At 64.8% G+C, this 17,069-nt stretch carries 14 protein-coding genes and 1 pseudogene; 8 read left to right on the top strand and 7 right to left on the bottom strand.

Annotation, left to right across the window (positions count from 1 at the left end; all coding sequences use genetic code 11):
• A pseudogene (locus sphst_RS21350) lies at positions 1–216 on the bottom strand (hypothetical protein); the annotation flags it as partial.
• Between sphst_RS21350 and sphst_RS15040 the strand changes: the two are divergent.
• Entirely contained in the window at positions 217–744 is a 528-nt protein-coding gene (locus tag sphst_RS15040) for an NAD-dependent epimerase/dehydratase family protein (protein ID WP_234387690.1), read from the top strand.
• Positions 745–901: 157 nt separating this feature from the next.
• Here the strand turns inward: sphst_RS15040 and sphst_RS15045 are convergent, their stop codons facing one another.
• Positions 902–1,519 carry a tyrosine-type recombinase/integrase gene (locus sphst_RS15045; RefSeq protein ID WP_093401111.1) on the bottom strand — a complete coding sequence of 206 codons (618 nt, stop codon included), beginning with the start codon at positions 1,517–1,519 and terminating at the stop codon, positions 902–904.
• Between the two features lie 354 nt (positions 1,520–1,873).
• Here sphst_RS15045 and sphst_RS20720 point away from each other — a divergent pair, with 354 nt between their 5' ends.
• Positions 1,874–2,839: a hypothetical protein gene (locus sphst_RS20720; RefSeq protein ID WP_159043669.1), complete on the top strand. Its 966-nt coding sequence runs from the start codon at positions 1,874–1,876 to the stop codon at positions 2,837–2,839.
• Between the two features lie 204 nt (positions 2,840–3,043).
• Positions 3,044–3,580 carry a J domain-containing protein gene (locus sphst_RS15060; protein WP_081877722.1) on the top strand — a complete coding sequence of 179 codons (537 nt, stop codon included), beginning with the start codon at positions 3,044–3,046 and terminating at the stop codon, positions 3,578–3,580.
• 152 nt (positions 3,581–3,732) lie between these two features.
• On the opposite strand, the gene sphst_RS15065 is transcribed toward sphst_RS15060, so the two are convergent.
• Both sphst_RS15065 and sphst_RS15070 read right to left on the bottom strand, forming a co-directional pair.
• On the bottom strand, positions 3,733–4,836 hold the full coding sequence (locus sphst_RS15065; RefSeq protein WP_082447110.1) for a sensor histidine kinase: 1,104 nt from the start codon (positions 4,834–4,836) through the stop codon (positions 3,733–3,735).
• Between the two features lie 103 nt (positions 4,837–4,939).
• Complete coding sequence (locus sphst_RS15070) at positions 4,940–6,172, bottom strand: sigma-54-dependent transcriptional regulator (RefSeq protein ID WP_031395716.1); 1,233 nt, start codon at positions 6,170–6,172, stop codon at positions 4,940–4,942.
• 126 nt (positions 6,173–6,298) lie between these two features.
• Here sphst_RS15070 and sphst_RS15075 point away from each other — a divergent pair, with 126 nt between their 5' ends.
• The 4 genes from sphst_RS15075 to sphst_RS15090 all read left to right on the top strand — a co-directional run bounded on the left by sphst_RS15075 (position 6,299) and on the right by sphst_RS15090 (position 13,246).
• Positions 6,299–7,582: an efflux RND transporter periplasmic adaptor subunit gene (locus sphst_RS15075; RefSeq protein ID WP_234387691.1), complete on the top strand. Its 1,284-nt coding sequence runs from the start codon at positions 6,299–6,301 to the stop codon at positions 7,580–7,582.
• An 8-nt stretch (positions 7,583–7,590) separates the two neighbouring features.
• Positions 7,591–8,271, top strand: a complete 681-nt coding sequence (locus sphst_RS15080; protein WP_031395714.1) for an ABC transporter ATP-binding protein — start codon at positions 7,591–7,593, stop codon at positions 8,269–8,271.
• A 126-nt stretch (positions 8,272–8,397) separates the two neighbouring features.
• Complete coding sequence (locus tag sphst_RS15085; protein WP_031395713.1) at positions 8,398–10,815, top strand: ABC transporter permease; 2,418 nt, start codon at positions 8,398–8,400, stop codon at positions 10,813–10,815.
• A gap of 10 nt (positions 10,816–10,825) precedes the next feature.
• Entirely contained in the window at positions 10,826–13,246 is a 2,421-nt protein-coding gene (locus tag sphst_RS15090) for an ABC transporter permease (RefSeq protein WP_031395712.1), read from the top strand.
• Here the strand turns inward: sphst_RS15090 and sphst_RS15095 are convergent.
• From sphst_RS15095 to sphst_RS15105, 3 genes are all read right to left on the bottom strand, one after another.
• Entirely contained in the window at positions 13,127–13,777 is a 651-nt protein-coding gene (locus sphst_RS15095; RefSeq protein ID WP_107045782.1) for an acyl-CoA thioesterase, read from the bottom strand. The two genes, sphst_RS15090 and sphst_RS15095, sit on opposite strands and share 120 nt — an antisense overlap.
• 43 nt (positions 13,778–13,820) lie before the next feature.
• Positions 13,821–14,894 carry an FUSC family protein gene (locus sphst_RS15100; RefSeq protein WP_031395709.1) on the bottom strand — a complete coding sequence of 358 codons (1,074 nt, stop codon included), beginning with the start codon at positions 14,892–14,894 and terminating at the stop codon, positions 13,821–13,823.
• A gap of 681 nt (positions 14,895–15,575) precedes the next feature.
• Positions 15,576–16,532 (bottom strand): aromatic alcohol reductase, encoded by a 957-nt coding sequence (locus sphst_RS15105; protein ID WP_031395708.1) that lies wholly within the window; start codon positions 16,530–16,532, stop codon positions 15,576–15,578.
• 69 nt (positions 16,533–16,601) lie between these two features.
• On the opposite strand from sphst_RS15105, the gene sphst_RS15110 reads away from it, so the two are divergent.
• Entirely contained in the window at positions 16,602–17,039 is a 438-nt protein-coding gene (locus sphst_RS15110; RefSeq protein WP_031395707.1) for a winged helix-turn-helix transcriptional regulator, read from the top strand.
• Positions 17,040–17,069: the final 30 nt, after the last annotated feature.

A 17,069-nucleotide genomic window follows, 5' to 3' on the forward strand; every position in this document is an offset into this window, starting at 1 on the left:
ACGAAGGCCGCCTGTGAGCAGCGCAAATAGGCAAAGAGCCGAAACGATCGCATTCGGATCTCCCCGCAGTAGAAGAACTAAAGCTGGCGGGATTACCGCGACAATCAGACTCGTAATCACGATGTAAGGGCGCATCGCGATCGTAGATGCTGCTCCTGCGGCGTATCCCACGACGAGAATGCCGATGGGCATCTGCCATTCTGCAAGCGGCAGCATGTGCTCAACCCGCTCCACGCCAATCCGCGCATCGTGACGGAGCTGGCCGCCGCAGCGCTGATCGCCCGCCGCATCGATGTCCGCACCATTCGCCTGCCGCAGGTGCACAATACTACCAAGGCCGGTCTGATCACGCCGCTGATCGCCGAGGCCCGCCGTGCCGGGGCGGTGGCGTATCTCGGCGAAGGGAAGACGCGCTGGGCTGCCGCGCATATCAGCGATGTCGCCAAGCTATACGTGCTGGCTCTCGAGCGCGGCGAGCCGGGCGCGCGATACCATGCGTCGGTCGAGGAGGGCGTCGATGCACGCACGATCGCAGAGGCCATCGGCGAGGGAACCGGATTGCCGGTACGTTCGATCGCAACCGAAGACATCGAGCGCTTCTTCGGCTGGATGACTCCCTTCGCCGCTCTCGACATGACCGCGTCGAGCGTCTTGACGCAGGAGCGGCTGGGATGGGAGCCTACAGGTCCCGATCTACTCACCGATCTCGCCGCGATGGATCATTCCGAGCCCATGATCGGATAACAGAGCGCCGTTGCACGCTGATGTGAGTAGATTCCGCTGGCGTGCAGCGGCGTGACTATAGCCTGAGGATCACACCATGGCCTCGGCCGGTTACGTGAACGAACGGCCGATTCTGGGATGCCGCTTTCGGGCACTGAACGACCGCTTGTTGGTCCGCTCAGACCTCGGTGCGTTCGGCCAATTCCAAAGCGTCCTCCACGTCAACGCCCAAGTAGCGCACCGTGCTGTCGATCTTGGCATGGCCGAGAAGGATCTGAACGGCGCGGAGGTTGCCAGTCGCCTTGTAGATGATCGACGCTTTCGTGCGCCGTAGCGAGTGCGTCCCATAATCCTGCGCCGGTAGGCCGATGCCGACCACCCACTCGCGCACGAGGCGGGCATATTGCCGCGTGCTCATGTGGTCCATGTAGTCGTTGCGGCTCGGGAAAACGAAGTCGTTCAGTGTCCCCCCACGTCGCTCCAACCATGCTCGCATCGTCTTTCGCGCCGTGTCCATTATCTCGAACTGAACCGGTCGTTTGGTTTTCTGCTGAACCACGACGGCGCGGTCCCGGACGCGCCCGCCGGAAACTACATCGCCAATCCGCACCCTGACCACGTCACAGCCACGGAGCTTGCTGTCGATGGCGAAGTCGAACAGCGCTCGGTCGCGCAGTCTCCTCTGCTGGTCGAGCCAGAAGCGAATGGCCCAGACCTGTTGCTGTTTCAGCGCCCGCTTCGCACCAATCAGCCGGCCTTCGTTCCAAGGCCGAAGTTCGTGAAAGGCGGGGTCCATTGACGAGTGACCCATCGATCATCTCCATCGGCCCAGATCGGTCAATCGAGGATGCGCATGCGCAGTAAACTGCCGGTTTAGAAATGTGGTTGATTAGCCGTCGATGATGCTGAACGAGCTGTCGGTTTCGGGCGGCGCCTGGCGGTCTCTGTGCAGCCGAAAGTGGATTTCACTTGCTCGGCGCCGTCAACGTCCGCTTTGGGAACGATGGTAACATCTGAACCAGAGCTCCAGCCAGGCTCGTCATGGGCGCTCGCCGAGGCTTTAGAATGTTTCGATGCCCACGTCCAAGAGCCTGCTATAGGCCGGCTCATGACAGACGTTCCGACGGAAGGACCGGCCTTCGAGGCAATGATGCGCGAGATCGATGCGAAGCTTAAGGCGGAGGGGGTGGAGATTCCAAGCCGACCCATCTCCGCCGTCGGCGAGGTCAGCATCCGTTACGGAGACATCCCGATTCCGCTCGGCGATGGGGCCATCAAGATGCCGCCGGCGCTCGAACGCCACCGACCGCTCGCGGCGGCGATACGCAAGTGGTACGACGACACCTACGGCGACCGGATCAAGATCGACATGTCTGCCGGAAGGATCGTCCTGCTGTTGGAGGGCGACCTCTACACCCTGCGGATCCCTCGCTTCTTCGGCAGCGTCAACTTCATCGTTGTCCGAGAATGGCTTCCCAAGGTGCCGATCGGCCGTGGTCCTGCAACCTGCAATGTCGTGCAGCTTGTGGACGACATGACGCCGGCGATGGCAAAGACCCTATCCGACGAGGCGCTGCTGGCGATTTGGTCCGCGTTCGAGATTGGCCTGCCTGCCTGCTACACGCTCGAGAGCACGCAGAGCGAGTTGATGGCCATCGCACGCAGCGACGTAAAGGTCGCGGTTTCGAACCTGATGGACCGAAGCGACCACTTCGGTGCCTCGAAATGGGCATCGTTGCAGTCAGCCGAGAAGGTTCTGAAGGCTGCGATCCTGCTGAGGGGGCGCTCGCTTCAAGTTCGTGCACGAACTGAAGCCGCTGTGCGATCAACTTGCCGGGCTCGGCGTCGTCTTCGACCATGCCCAGCTCATCGCCGACATCCAGTGCACGCCGAAGATCCGCTACGGCGAGGAGCCCTGCACGCGCGAACAGGCGCTGGCAGCGCATCAAGCCTCGCTGGTACTGGTCAACCGGCTGCGCGACGCAGGCGCAGGCTTCGAGCTCGGACTGGGCGGATGAAGGTTCCCGCGGGGAGCGCAGTATTTGGGGTAGGCGGTCGGTCGGTGCAGGTCGGCGTCGCTGATCGCTCGAATGAACGTGCGGCCGTTTTCAAGTAGCGCGCGACAGCCGCGAATGACCGACTATGGGTCAGCGCCGGGGGGCGGCGTGGTGTCGCCGAAAGCACGAAGTTGCGGATGGGAATGGTAGACATCTGACTATTGGCGCCTAAACCCACCCTTTGGATCACCGAGAAGGCCAGGTTAAGATCACGCGCCAGGCGGACTTTTCTTTTTCGCGTTTTAGCCGCAAGTAACAGCGAGATGGCTCTCTCACCCGACTATTATTCTGCTCTAGGGGTGCCCTCGACGGCAAGTCGCGAAGCTATCCACAGCGCGTGGAAAGCGCTGCTCCGTCAATATCACCCCGACGCCAATCATGGTGTGGATGTTTCTGCTCGTGCGAAAGAGATCAACGAGGCGTATTCCGTTTTGGGAAAGAAGGAAGCACGCGCCGCCTATGATCGGTCGCAGATCAGGCTGTCTGCCCACCGAGCGACCGCGGACCGCCCGTTTCACCCCAGGAAAGCCGGCAGGCGCCCGATGGGACCTAGTCCGTCGATGCAGCCCAGCGGTAGCTTCTCGCAGCCGCTAGAGACCAACGAATGGCTGATGGGCCTTTTCCTGCTGATCCTCACCGCCGCACCGATCGCTACAATCCTGGTTCTGTGGAATGAGGAATCCGGATTGGCGCCTACGGTTCGACGTAGCGTCGCCGCTAATCCCGCGCCTGAGCCCCCCGCAAAAGCCATCCGCGGCTCATTGGGCACAAAACTCGAACTTGGACAGCCTGCTTCCTAAACTATTGCCCAGTCGCGACTTTCGAGTTCGCAGGGCAGGCGCCAAAAGCGGTCGTAACGCGAAGATAAACGAGCGGCCGAAGTTGGGAAGCTGAGAAGGGGGCGGGGACGTCTGCTTCTAGGTCCTTCCGGTTTTATTGATGTGTCAACGCATTAGTATTTGCTGACGCCTGTTAAGCTGGTCGGACCGGAAGGGACGACGCCGTCGAACCGCGTTTTACCGGGGAGAGAAACTGCGAGGCTGAGATCGCCGTCGTGCCCCCGGAAGATTTGCCGGGCGAGCGCCAGACCCACGCCCGTGCCCTCGGTCTTGGTGGTGAAGAAGGGGCGGAAGATGTCAACCTGGTTTGCGGTTGGAATACCGGGGCCGGTGTCCGTCATCGTAAACTGCGTTTGGCCGACGAGGGCAGAGATGGCGAGCGTGACCCGCGCGTCGGAAGAGCCGTGCAACGCCTCGGCTGCGTTCTGCAACACCGCCCAAAGCGCCGCGGTCAGTTGATCCGGGTCGGCCAGCAGATGGGCCGGTGCATCCAGGAGGTCGGTCGTAAACGCGATTCCCGGCCATCTCGTCGTAAACAATGCCGCCAGATCGCTGACGAACCCGGCCAGAGGAATACGCTCTATCGAAGGGGCGGGCAGCTTCGCCAACCCACGGTAGCTTTCGCCGAACCGGTGCAGGCTGGCGGCGCGGCGTGCGACGGTCTCGACCGCGTCACGTACCTTGGGCAGCATCGGGTCCGGATCGTCGAGCATCGCCACCGCGGTCTCGGCTAGCGAGGCGATCGGGGTGAGGGCGTTGACGATCTCGTGGCTCAAGACCTGGACGAGCTCGCGCAACGCCGCGGCCTCGGCGGCCTTCAGTTCGGCGTCGATGTCGATCAGCGCGCCGATCCGCGTCATTCGCCCTGCCAGCGCGAGGTCGCCGGTGGCCAGCGCGAAGCTCCGGATGTCGGTGTCATACCCGATCTCGATCGTGGCGGTGCGGCCGGGGCGGGTGTCGGCGAGCGCGGAAACGAGCTGCTCAGGCGGATCGACGACCAGATCGCCTGCGCCGAGCAATCGCCGCGCGGCACGGTTGACGGCGCGCAACCGGCCGTCTTCGAGTGCGACCAAGGGCGCAGGCGACAAGTCAAGATAGGCGTTCAGACGGCGCCGTTCCTCTTCTCCAGCAGACGGGGTCGGGATTGGTGGCGCCGGTATCGGCGAGCGCTGACCAGCATCGACCAGGTCGAGTACGGCGATCCAGATCGCGATCATCGCCGCGAGGAGCGCGGTGGCGTACAGACCGCGTGTGGCCGCAACCGCACCACCGGCACCGGCCGCAGCTATTGCCAGCGCGCGTACGACCGCGCGCGTCCGGTCAGAGGCCATAGCGTGCCATTCGGCGATAGAGCGCCGCGCGGGTCAGTCCGAGCTGTGCGGCGGCGCGGCTGACGTTGAAGGCGTGGCGCTCGAGTGCTGCGGTGATCAGCGTTTCCTCGTTACGCGCGAGCGACAGATCGGGGGTGAGCGATTGCGCCTCGGCGCTACCGGGTGGACGCAGCAGGTCGCCGATCGCGTAAGTCTCGCCATTGCCGAGCAGAACCGCGCGTTCCATCGTCTGGCGCAGACCGCGGACGTTGTCGGGCCAGCGATCCGCCGCGATCGCCTGCACAGCGTCCGCATCGAGTGGTCTGAGGGGCTTGCCGTGGCGGTAGGCGAACAGCGCGAGGAAATGGCGTGCGAGCAGCGCCGCATCGCCCGCGCGATCGACGAGCGGCGGGAGGGCGATTTCGATCGTTCCGACCCGGTCGAGCAAATCTTCGCCGATCGCCCCCCGAACGCCGTTGCGATCCAGTCGCGTGGTCGCGATGACGCGGATGCCGTCGAGCGCTGAGAGGAGAACGCCGTTGAGCGCACGAGGCAGGCGGTTGATATGGTCGATGACCAACAACCCGCCAGCGGCCGCCGCCATTTGCTGGGCGATGACGGCGGCGTCCGCGGCCTCGGCGTCCAACGTGATGAGCGGCAGGGCGGCGTGGGACGAGGCCTGATGAACCAGTCGGGCGACCAGCGTCTTGCCGGTGCCCGCAGCGCCGTGGATCAGGATCGGGGCCGCGGTCGGCGCGACGCGAGCGACCAAGTCGCGCGCGCGCGTAATCTCGGCGCTTTCGCCGAGCAGGATGCCGTCATGGACGGGCGGTGTCGCCGCTGTCTCCAGCTTCGCGCGGCGCAGCGCCAGCCCGCGCTCTACCGTGGTCAGCAGGCGCTCGTTGTTCCAGGGCTTAATCACGAAGTCGGTCGCGCCGCTGCGCATCGCCCGGACGGCGACCGCGATCCCGCTATGCCCGGTGACGACGATGACGACGGCGCGCGCGTCCGCTGCGATCAGCCGGTCGAGCATCGCGAACCCCTCCTCGCCGGTTGTCCGTCCCCGCGCGAAGTTGAGATCGAGCAGGATGACGTCGATTGGTTCGCCGGCGAGCAGCACCCAGGCCGCCTCCGGGTTCGCTGCGGTCGACACGCGCATGCCGTGCCGTTCGAGCAACAGCCGCGCTGCCTTGGCGATGTCGGGATCGTCGTCGATGACCAGGATGTGCGATTCGGTTGACATGGCCGTCATAGTGTCCGGAAACGGACAGTTGGTACAGTAGGGTGAGCGCTTCAGCTGCGGAGCACGGAATTATGCAGCTTTGGCAGTAGTTTAGGATCTGGTCGCTCCGTCCCGTACACTCTCTGCATGACGGAGACGACCTTGCCTGGAACGGGCGCCGCGATGGACCGGCGTATCGAGCGGCCGCACGCCAAGCGGCGCAAGCGGATCATGCGCAGTGCGCTTGCGATCGCGGTGGTGGCTGCGGCGGTGCTGCTATGGCTGCTGATGCCCGGCGCTAATGCACTGACCGTCGATGCCGCCGCGATCCGTACCGGCGATGTGGTGCGCGCGCCGTTCCGCGATTTCGTGCCGCTCCGCGCCGAGGTGGCGCCGTTGCGGACCGTGTTCGTGACCGCGATCTCCGGCGGGCAGGTCGCCGACCTTGCAACCAGCGATGGCGCGATGGTCGCCGCCGGCACACCGCTCGCACGTTTGTCCAATCCGTCGCTCGAACTCGACGTGGCCAGCCGCTCGGCGGAGATCGTCGGGCAGTTGAGCGCGATCAGCGGCCAGCGGCTGTCGGTCCAGAACACCCGGCAGGACGGCGCGCGCGATCTGGCCGAGGCACGCAACGCGCTGTCAAAGGCGCGGACGTTGCTCGCGCAGAAGCAGGTGCTGTTCGACCGGGGGATCATCACGCGCGCCGCGATCGATCCGGTGCGCGAGGATGTCGGGTATCAGCAGGCGCGGGTTGCTGCGCTTGATCGAGGGACCGCCGAAGCCGGCGCTACGCTGGCGGATCAGTCCTCCGGCATCGCCGCGACCGCGCGGCAGTTGCGCGAAAGCCTGGCGATGGTTCGGGCGAGTCTCTCCGCCTTGGTGCTGCGCGCGCCGGTTGCGGGACGTCTTACTGCCTTCACGTTGCAGCCCGGGCAGACGCTCAAGAGCGGCGACCCGGTCGGGCAGATCGATTCCGAGGGACAGTGGAAGCTGACTGCCGATGTCGACCAATTCTATCTCGGGCGCGTCCGCGTCGGGCTCGGCGCGTCGGCCGATATCGACGGTCGGAGCTATGCGATGTCGGTCATAAAAATCCTACCGCAGGTCACCGAAGGCCGGTTTCGCGTCGAACTCGGCTTTCGCGGCCGCCCACCCACGGGGCTGAACCGTGGCCAGACACTCGACGTGCGGCTCGTGCTTGGCGCGGACCGTCCGGCGGTGGTCGCACTGTCGGGCGGCTGGCTCGATGCGGGCGGTACCACCGCTTTCGTGCTCGATGGGAACGCGAAGGCCGTCAGGCGCGCGATCGTCACCGGCCGACGCAATCCCGATCAGGTCGAGATCGTCTCCGGCCTCGCCCCCGGCGACCGGATCGTGACCACCGCGCTCGGCACCTACACCCCCTTCCAGACCCTCCTCATCCGATAGGATTCGATATGATCCAGTTACAGGACCTCAGCCGCACCTATGCCTCGGACGAAATCGAAACGACTGCGCTCGGCGGCATCGACCTCGCAGTCGAGGCGGGCGAGTTCGTCGCGATCATGGGGCCCTCGGGGTGCGGCAAATCGACGCTGCTCAACATCATCGGCACGATCGACCGGCCCACGGACGGTCGGTATCTGTTCGAAGGGGCCGACATCGCGCGCGCGCCCGAAGCCGAGCTCGCCAAACTGCGGCGCGATCGGCTGGGCTTCGTCTTCCAGAGCTTCAACCTGATCGACGAGTTGACGATCGCCGAGAACGTCGCGCTGGGTCTCGCCTATCGGACGATGCCCGCGCGCGAGAAGAAGGACCGCGTCGCGGCGGCGATGGATAGGGTCGGCATCGCCCACCGTCAGCGCCATCACCCGCATCAATTGTCGGGCGGCCAGCAACAGCGCGCGGCGATCGCCCGCGCGATCGTCGGCGAGCCGCGGCTGATCCTCGCCGACGAGCCGACCGGCAACCTCGATACCGAGAACGGCGCGCAGGTGATGGACATCCTTGGCCAACTGAACGCCGAGGGCGCGACGATCGTGATGGTCACGCACAGCCCGTCGCACGCCGATATCGCCAAGCGGACGGTGCACATGCTCGATGGCCGCATCCTGTCGTCGGCACGGCGTGCCGCCTGATGCGACGCTCGCTCCAGATGCTCGTGCTGATGCTGCTCGTGGTGGTCCTCGTCCGCCATCTCGCCGCGACCAAGTCCGGCCCCAAGCCCGGCCCCGATGCTGCAAGCGACGCCTGAAGGAACCGCCATGTCCGCACTCACCAGTCTCTATCGCTCGCTCGCGCATCACCGACTGTTCGCCCTGCTCAACATCGGCGGTCTCGCACTGGGGATCGCGACGTTCCTCGTCTTGTTCCTCTTTGTCCGGTTCGAGACCGGGTACGACCGCGTATTGCCGCAGCAAGACCAATTGTGGGTGATGGAGGAGCGCTATGTAATGCCGGGCTATCCGGCGGACACCAATCCGAACACGATGGGCAGCGAACTCAAGATCCTGCAGGCGGATTACCCGCAGCTGGTCGGCACGCGCTACATGAACATGGCGGCGACGGTGCAGCAGGGCGGGCAGGCGACCGCTGAGGACTTGGGCACGGTCGACCCGAACTTCTTCGATCTCATGCGCTTTCCCGCGATCGAGGGGAATCCAGCGGCCACGCTCGCCGATCCGAACGGCCTGGTGGTCACGCAGAAAACCGCGCGGAAATATTTCGGGAGCCAGTCGGCGATCGGCCGGACGCTGCAACTGTCGATCGATGGGACGACCTATCCCTACAAGGTCGGGGCGGTGCTGCGCGACATGCCCGATGACGTCACCTTCAAGAGCGAGATGTTCGCGCAAATCTCACGGACTCGCTTCGGCAACGAATGGTGGGAGCATTGGGGCAGCGCGTCGCTGACCACGTTCCTGCGGTTTCCCAATGCGGTGGCAGCGCGGGCGTTCGAGGCGCAATTGCCAGCCTTTCTCGATCGCCACGCTTATGCCGGGGGCAATCTCAAGAAAGGCGAGTATTTCCAGTCGCTGAGGCCGCTCACCGCGATGCATCTGTATAGTCCCAGCGATCGTGCGATCGTCACGACGCTGGGTGCGGTCGGCTTGCTGACGCTGCTGATCGCGATCGTGAACTACGTCAACTTGGCGACCGCGCGTGCCGGGCTGCGTGCGCGCGAGGTGGCGATGCGCAAGGTGTTGGGCGGCACGCGGCGGTCGCTCGTCCGTCAGTTCCTGGGCGAGGCGCTGGCGACGGTCGCGGTGGCGGCGCTGATCGGGCTCGCGCTTGCCGAGATCGCGCTGCCTTTCATCAATGCGCTTGGCGGAACGACACTGGCGATCCGCTACGTCGGATGGGACGGCGTCGTCCTGCCGCTGGTCCTGCTGGTCCTGGGCATAGCACTGGTCGCGGGGCTGTATCCCGCGTTCGTACTATCGGGGTTTCGCCCCGCCGCGGTGCTCGCCTCGACGCGAGCACCTGGTGGTGGGCGTAGCGGGACCCGGCTGCGAAGCGCGTTGGTGGTCGTGCAGTTCGCGATCGCGATCGCATTCGCCATCGCTACCGGCGTCATGCTCAGCCAGACCGAGCATATTCGTGACGCCGATCTCGGGTTTCGTCGCGACGGTTTGATGATCGTCCGCTCGCTGATGACTGGCGGGATCGACTCCCCACAGCGCGCGGCGATCCTGCGCAGCCTCGCGGCGGCCCCCGGCGTCACCGGCGTCACCGTCGCCAACAATGCCCCGGGCGACCAGAGCACGACCAATTTCTCGGGATACAGCCGTGCAGGCGCGTCGGGCAGCAAGATATCGTTGATGGATGTCGGCACCGGTCGCGACTATTTCCGCGTGTACGGCGCACGTCTCGTCGCGGGGCGCCTGTTCAACGCCGCGCATGCCGACGACCGCGGCCTGTTGACGACGGCCGAACGCAAGCGGGCCGGGCCCAATGTGATGATCAACCGGACGGCGGTGACCGCATTGGGCTTCGCGTCGCCGGCCGCGGCACTGGGGCAGGCGATCAACGATGGCGAACGGGACTCGACGATTATCGGCATAGTCGACGACCTGCGCTTCAGGAGCCCGCGCGATGCCGTCACGCCGGTCGCCTACACCTACAACACCGTCGATATCCTCTCGCCGTTCGCGGCGGTACGCTATGCCGGCCGCGATGCGAAGACGATGATGGCGGCACTCGAGGCGGCGTGGAAGCGCGTCGTGCCGGGCGTTCCCTTCGAAGCGCGCTCGGTCGAGGACAATCTGTACCAGCGCTATTACAAGGCGGACGCGCAACGCTCTCGACTGTTCACGATCGGCGCGGTGCTGGCGGTCCTGATCGGCTGCATCGGGCTCTACGGCTTGGCGGCGTTCGACACCGCACGGCGGGTGAAGGAGATCGGCATCCGTAAGACGCTCGGCGCCTCGACCGCCGAGGTGTTGCGGCTGTTGATCGGGCAGTTCCTGCGACCCGTGATCCTCGCCAACCTCGTCGCGTGGCCGCTCGCCTATGTAGCGATGCAGCGCTGGAACGGCGGGTTCGACGACCGGATCGCGCTGTCGCCGCTGTTCTTCGTCGGCGCCTCGCTTGCCGCGGTGCTGATCGCGAGCGGCACCGTCTTCGGCCAAGCGTGGCGTGTCGCCCGTGCCGAACCCGCCCGCGCGCTGCGCCACGAATAGGGGCCGATCGATGTCCTCAGCCTTCCTAACGTTGTACCGTTCGCTCACCCGGCATCGGCTCTACGCCATCCTCAACATCGGCGGGCTCGCGCTCGGAATCGCGGTGTTCCTGGTACTGATGTTGTTCGTCCGGTTCGAGACCAACTACGACCGCGTGCTGCCGGGATGGGAGCGGGTCTGGACGATCGAGCGCACGATCCAGTTTCCCGGCAACCCCGAGGTGCAGATCCCGTCTTCGCCTACACTTTCCGGTCAATTGGCGGCTGCGTTCCCCGATCTCGTCGCGGCGCGGATGACGCCCTACGACACCGCGACGGTGCTAACCGGGAATGCAAGCACCAAGCACAAACTGGCCTTGGTCGACCGCGATTACTTTCGGATCTTTCCGTTTCCCGTCGTCGAGGGCGATACCGCGAGCACGATCGCTCGCCCGGATGGGATTGTCGTCACCCAAAGCGTCGCGAAGGGGTATTTCGGCAGGACAAGCGCTCTCGGGCGGACGCTGACGGTCGCGATTGACGGGAAGGCGCGTACCTACCGGGTCGGAACGGTGATCGCCGACCTGCCGAAGAACCAGACGTACGCCAGTGTCCTGTTCGCGGCGATCCCGGCCGAACTCGGCGACGATTCCCGATCCAACAGCAATGGTGTCGTGACGTTTCTGGCTCTCCCTGACGCTGCGACGGCGGATCGGATCGGTGCATTCATGCGGCGCCATCCCGATCCCGGTTTCAATCCCGAAGCGCGTCAATTCTTGAAGGAAGGCATCGTGCCGCTCTCCGGGCGCCATCTTGCCGGCGACGGGGTCGGCACGGTCGTTGCCGTGCTGGGCGGGGTGGGGATCGTCGCGCTGTTGCTGGCGGTGGTCAATTACGTCAATCTCGCGACCGCGCGCGCAGGCCTCAGGGCGCGGGAAATCGCGATGCGCAAGGTCGTGGGTGCGACCCGGCGGATGCTGATCGGGCAATTGCTCGGCGAGGCACTCACCGCCGTGACGATAGCGGCGTTGATCGGGCTGGCGCTTGCCGAGATTGCACTGCCGTTCGTCAACGCGATCGGCGGCACCGATCTGTCCATTGTTTATTGGGAGGGTGCCTATTGGGGGTCGGGGTCTATCCTGCCGCCGATAGTGGCGATGACCGGGCTGGTGACGCTGTTCGCAGGGTTCTACCCGGCCTTCGTGATATCCCGGTTCCTGCCCGCGGGCGTGCTTGCCGCGGCCCGGACTCCCGGCGGTGATCGCGCGGGCGCACGACTGCGCAAGACACTGGTGGTCACCCAGTTCGGCATCGCCGTCGCGCTGATGATCGGGACGGCGGTGCTGTTCGCCCAGACCCGGCATGTCCAGCAGGCGGATATCGGCTTCGGGCGCGACGGCCTGATCATGATGAGCGGTTATGGCGATCCCGCGCTCGATCCGGGGCAACGTGCCCGGTTGGTCGATGCGATGGGCAAGACCCGCGGGGTTGCAGGCATCACGACGAGCGGCGTCGTGCCCGGCGGCGGTACGTTCGCGATCGCCAAAATGAAACGCCCCGGCGCGACAGGCGAGCCGCCTATGATCGTCCAGGCTACGGTCGGCGAGCATTTCTTCGACACCTACCGAGCCCGGCTGCTGGCAGGTCGAGCCTTCGATCCGGATCGTTTCGCGCTGGACATCGGCAATGGCGGCGCCGGAAGCGGGTCCCTGGCGGGAAGAGTGGCGAACATCATGCTTAATCGTACTGCTGCTCGACGCTTGGGGTTCGCACGAGCCGGCGAAGCGATCGGCGAGATCGTTTCGCTCGACGGCGGCACGGTGAGGATCGTCGGTGTGATCGCCGATATGCGCTTCGGGACGCCGCGCGAGCCAGTCGAGGCGTTCGCCTATAGCTATCGGCCTGGCGGTGGCTATCGCGCCATCGTGGTGATCCGTACCTCGGCCGATGCCGCAACCGTCCTGGGGCGGCTGGAAACGACGTGGCGCCGCATCGCGCCGGCGGTTCCACCAGCAGCCACGACGGTCGACCAGAAACTGTACGACTCCTATTACCGCCAGGACGTGCAGCGGTCGCGGTTGTTTACAGCCGGTGCGGTGCTAGCGGTAGCGATCGGGTGCCTCGGGCTCTACGGTCTGGCAGCGTTCGATACCATGCGGCGGGTCAAGGAGATCGGTATCCGCAAGGTGCTGGGAGCTTCGACCAGCGACGTGATGCGGCTGCTGCTGGTCCAGTTCCTCAAGCCGGTCCTCCTGGCGAACGTGATCGGGTGGCCGATCGCGTGGTTCGCGATGTCGCATTGGCTGAGCGCGTTCGACGACCGTATCGACCTTTCACCCTACTATTTCGTCGGTGCCAGCGTGCTGGCGCTTGTCATCGCGGCGGCGACGGTTGCCAGCCAGGCATGGCGCGTCGCACGGGCCGAACCCGCGCGCGCGCTGCGCCAGTTCTAGGAGGCTGAGGCAGGCGGGTTTGCTGCCCGGTGCGCAATGGCATGCCCAATTAGCCGACCACCGTGACGCCAACGGTCCGATTAAGGTACCCGCATAGTCGCCAGCGAGGATGTCGAGTGAGCGCAGTTCCTCTGGCGGGGGAAGGTCGGGCATCGCGGTCGCATGCTCCAGGCCAGCTTCCGGCCGTTGGAACGATGCGGCCAGCGTCAGGATCGTCGCGCCGTTCTGGCTTGCGGTGACGCGGCGGTTCGCGAACGACTTGCCGTCGAAATCGCGCTCTACCCGGAAGATGATCGGTTGCGTCTCGGTGCCGGCGCGTAGGAAATAGGCGTGCATGCTGTGCGCCACGGCGGGTGCATCGACCGAAAGCTGCGCCGCCATCAGCGCCTGCGCCACGACCTGCCCGCCGAAGACGCGTGCGGTTGCGCCGGGTCGCTGGGGTCCGCGGAACAGGTCGGTATCGAGCGATTCGAGGTCGAGCAGCGCGACCAGTTCGGCGGCGAGGTCGGGCGTCGATAAGGTTTCGGTCATCGCCGCCCGTACCGCGCGCGCGGCCAGCGGCAAAGTCGCGCGGTCAGCTTTGTTCGGCAGCGAGCACCTTGATCGGGGCGATTTCGTCGACGCGACCGGCAAGGTCGAGCAGGTCGCGGTGAAGACGACCCGCGGCGAAGGCGAGCCCGAATACGCGGCCCGATGCGTCGAAATCCAGGGTCGCCGCCGCCTCGCTCCGTCGGAACAGATCGAGCGCGGTACCGAACGTCCGATAACAGGCTTCGACGTCGCCCCGATCGACCTTGCCCCGCGTGCGCAGCGCCTCCGAACACCGGGTCGCCAGCGCGGCATGCGCGGTCAGCATCGCCGCCGATGGCTTGGCGAGCGCTGCCATCGCCGCCGGGGGCAGCGGCTCGTCGAGTGCGCGACCGCTCAGCACCAAATCGTTGCGGATCCGCCAGAGCGTGCGCGGTACGGCGGCGGGGATACCGTGATCGGCGAGACGCGAGGCGCGTTCGCGGTCGGCATCCTTCATCGCCAGCTCCACCGCGGCGAGCGCATGACGCAGCGCGGCGTGTTCGGGGGATGATGGCAGCGCCAGCCCGGTGGTCAACGCGTCGGCCTGCGCCCGCAGCATCCGTTCGATATGGCTCAGCACGGCAAGCGTTCGCGCGATCACCACGCCGTGCGAGCGTGCCGGCAGGATCAGCATCGCCGCCAGCACACCGATCATGCCGCCCAGGCCGATCTCGATGATGCGATCCCGGACGAAGATCTCCACCGAAGAGCCCGGCGGCGCGCTGAGCAGCATGATTGCCGCAGTGACCGGCGCGATCCGCAGCCGCGGTCGGATCGACGCGACGAGCGCCGCGATGCCGGTAACGGTGACGAGCACCAGCCCGAGTTCGAGCGTATCGGTTCGCCCGAGAGCCGCGCCGATGCCGCCCAGCACCGCGCCCAGCAAGGTCCCCAGCAAGCGATCGGTCGCTGCGCCGAGCGTTCCCCCGATCGATGCCTGCATCACGATCAGTACGGTGAACACCGCCCAATAGCCTTCGTGCAGGCCGAGCGTCTTGTACGCCGCAAACGCCGCCGCAGTCGCGACGATCACGCGGACCGTTTGGCGCAGGCTGTCCGCATTCGCCTTGATCAACACGCTCGGTCGGAGATCCAATGTCAGCGCTTTTCCCTCAACTATCTGTAAATCAGTCCGTCGGCGGTAATGCTCTTACCTGCAATCGTAATTCGCCTTGATTGGCTTAGTTACAAGCCGATTGGCTGATATCGTCGCCCCCCGGGCTTGGTCTTTGCTTCAGCCTTACGCTCGCGCAGGACGCCTAGGATCTGACTCTCGGAAGATCGGCCATGCCGCATCACTCCCCCTCCATCTGACGAGATAACTTACCAATCGGATGAATTCTGAGGAGCGGGTCAAGGGAGATCGCTGCACCGTTTATAGGTCGCTGGCCCGCGCAAGCTGCTCCGTACCGCTGGCATGATCGAAAGCTCAAGTCAGCGGCGAACATGAACGGATGTCGGAAGCTGGAACGGCAAAAGCCGCATCGGGATGACCGAATGTTGGTCTTGGCAGCCCTGCAATGCCCAACAGTTTCGCCCACTTCCGGACTTTTAGGCTGGCGATCCGGGCGCCAAATAACGGCTATTCGTTCAGCGCGAAATTTCCCGTTTCTCCGTCTCCGATTGGCCATCTTGGGAAAGGCCAATCGGGAACGGATCTTGGGACGTAAGCTGCCCTAAGCTGTCTGCGTGATCGCCGGGGCGGCTGTCCCACTCTAAGTTTGTCTTTGGGAAGGTCTCTACAGTCACCCCGCCTACATCATTTTTCTTTTTGCGGGCCTCGCAGATCGGCATCGATCAGGGCCGCAACGTCGGTGACCGGAAGACCCTGCCGATCATTGAACGTGCCTGCCTTCGGCCAGGACACACCGCGACCGAGCGCGAAGGCGGCGCGGTATTTGCGCATCATGTTTTTCGGATCGTTCGCTAGCTCTTCCATCAGGAAAGGCACGGTCCAAACCGACCGCTTGAAGGCCCGGCCCAGTGCCACCTCCAATTTGTCGGCGACCTCGCCATATGTAACGGTGTCACCGGCCAGGAAGACGATGTCGTTGCGGATCGTCGGCTCGAAGAACACGATCTCGGCAGTCAGCACACCGATGTCATCCGGCGTCGTCAGCGTCACAGCGGTATCAAGGCTGCCGAGCGCGTGAACTTCGCTATTCTCCAGATCGACGACACCAAAGTCCGGCTCGAACAGGTAGCTCATGAACATGCCCGTGGAGATGATGACCCACTCGGTCTTGTCCTGCGAGCGCAGCAGCTCGCGCACGTCGAGCTGCGCATCGAAGATGTCCTGCGGCCCGCCGCGGCCGATCGCCTCGAAGTCGACGCCGAACTGCCAGGGGAAATAACGCGGGATGCCGGATTGCAGCGCCGCCTTGGCGAGCTTCATCGGCGTGTTGATCCCCGCTGCGTAACCCGCGCAGCCGATCACCGTATCGTAGTCCGAGAAGAGCGATGCCAGCTCATCGATGGTGTCGTTCACCAGGTCGCCGAGCACGATCTCGATCCCCGCTTCGCGGATCTCGGCGATATCACGCTGCTTGGAGGGATCGCCCGACTCGACGGCACTCTCGCGGAGAAGGACGCTGATCCTGGCACCGTCGATGCCCTTGGCGCGACGCGCCAGATTGCGGAGCACGGGCATGCCAAGCTCGCCGGCACCCAGTACGAGGATATTGCGTGAGTTCACATTGGAGACTGTATCGTTCATCGTTCTAACTCGTTTCACCGTGGATGCCGGTGATCTGGCAAGCCACGGGCAAGCGTGAAAGATGGGTACATGCGTGATACTGCCGTTCAATCTCTAAGCGAGGAGGACATCCTCCGATATTCGCAAACGGTTTGCGATGGCCTTCGGGACGATGACGACGGGGTGCGCCGTGAGGTGTTGGCCCATGCCGGTAACCGCTGGTCGCTTGGTGTCATCCATACGCTCGGCGTGTACGGCCAGCTTCGCCACGTGGAAATCGGCCGACGGATGCACGGTATTACGCAGCGGATGCTGACGCGCACGCTGCGCCATCTGGAGCGCGATGGATTGGTGGTGCGTCACGACTTCGAGGAGGTGGTTCCTCATGTAGAATATGCTCTATCCGAAACCGGATTGAAGCTACTGGTCATGATGGTTCCCCTGTGGACGTGGATCGTCGAAAACGTCGACAGCTTTCGCGCATCACGAGAGATGTTTGATCGGGAACACGCGGGAGAAGAGCCCTGAAGGCGACATCGGCTTACAGGCTTAACTTTC

Source organism: Sphingomonas sp. STIS6.2 (assembly GCF_000732685.2).
In the GTDB taxonomy this organism is placed as follows: Bacteria; Pseudomonadota; Alphaproteobacteria; order Sphingomonadales; family Sphingomonadaceae; genus Sphingomonas; species Sphingomonas aerolata.

Coding starts and splice junctions, on each gene's coding strand:
- sphst_RS15110 (WP_031395707.1), top strand. CDS start 16,602: ATGCGTGATACTGCCGTTCAATCTCTAAGCGAGGAGGACATCCTCCGA.
- sphst_RS15075 (WP_234387691.1), top strand. CDS start 6,299: ATGACGGAGACGACCTTGCCTGGAACGGGCGCCGCGATGGACCGGCGT.
- sphst_RS15080 (WP_031395714.1), top strand. CDS start 7,591: ATGATCCAGTTACAGGACCTCAGCCGCACCTATGCCTCGGACGAAATC.
- sphst_RS15090 (WP_031395712.1), top strand. CDS start 10,826: ATGTCCTCAGCCTTCCTAACGTTGTACCGTTCGCTCACCCGGCATCGG.
- sphst_RS15085 (WP_031395713.1), top strand. CDS start 8,398: ATGTCCGCACTCACCAGTCTCTATCGCTCGCTCGCGCATCACCGACTG.
- sphst_RS15070 (WP_031395716.1), bottom strand. CDS start 6,172: ATGTCAACCGAATCGCACATCCTGGTCATCGACGACGATCCCGACATC.
- sphst_RS15060 (WP_081877722.1), top strand. CDS start 3,044: ATGGCTCTCTCACCCGACTATTATTCTGCTCTAGGGGTGCCCTCGACG.
- sphst_RS15065 (WP_082447110.1), bottom strand. CDS start 4,836: ATGATCGCGATCTGGATCGCCGTACTCGACCTGGTCGATGCTGGTCAG.
- sphst_RS15045 (WP_093401111.1), bottom strand. CDS start 1,519: ATGGACCCCGCCTTTCACGAACTTCGGCCTTGGAACGAAGGCCGGCTG.
- sphst_RS15105 (WP_031395708.1), bottom strand. CDS start 16,532: ATGAACGATACAGTCTCCAATGTGAACTCACGCAATATCCTCGTACTG.
- sphst_RS15095 (WP_107045782.1), bottom strand. CDS start 13,777: ATGACCGAAACCTTATCGACGCCCGACCTCGCCGCCGAACTGGTCGCG.
- sphst_RS20720 (WP_159043669.1), top strand. CDS start 1,874: ATGCGCGAGATCGATGCGAAGCTTAAGGCGGAGGGGGTGGAGATTCCA.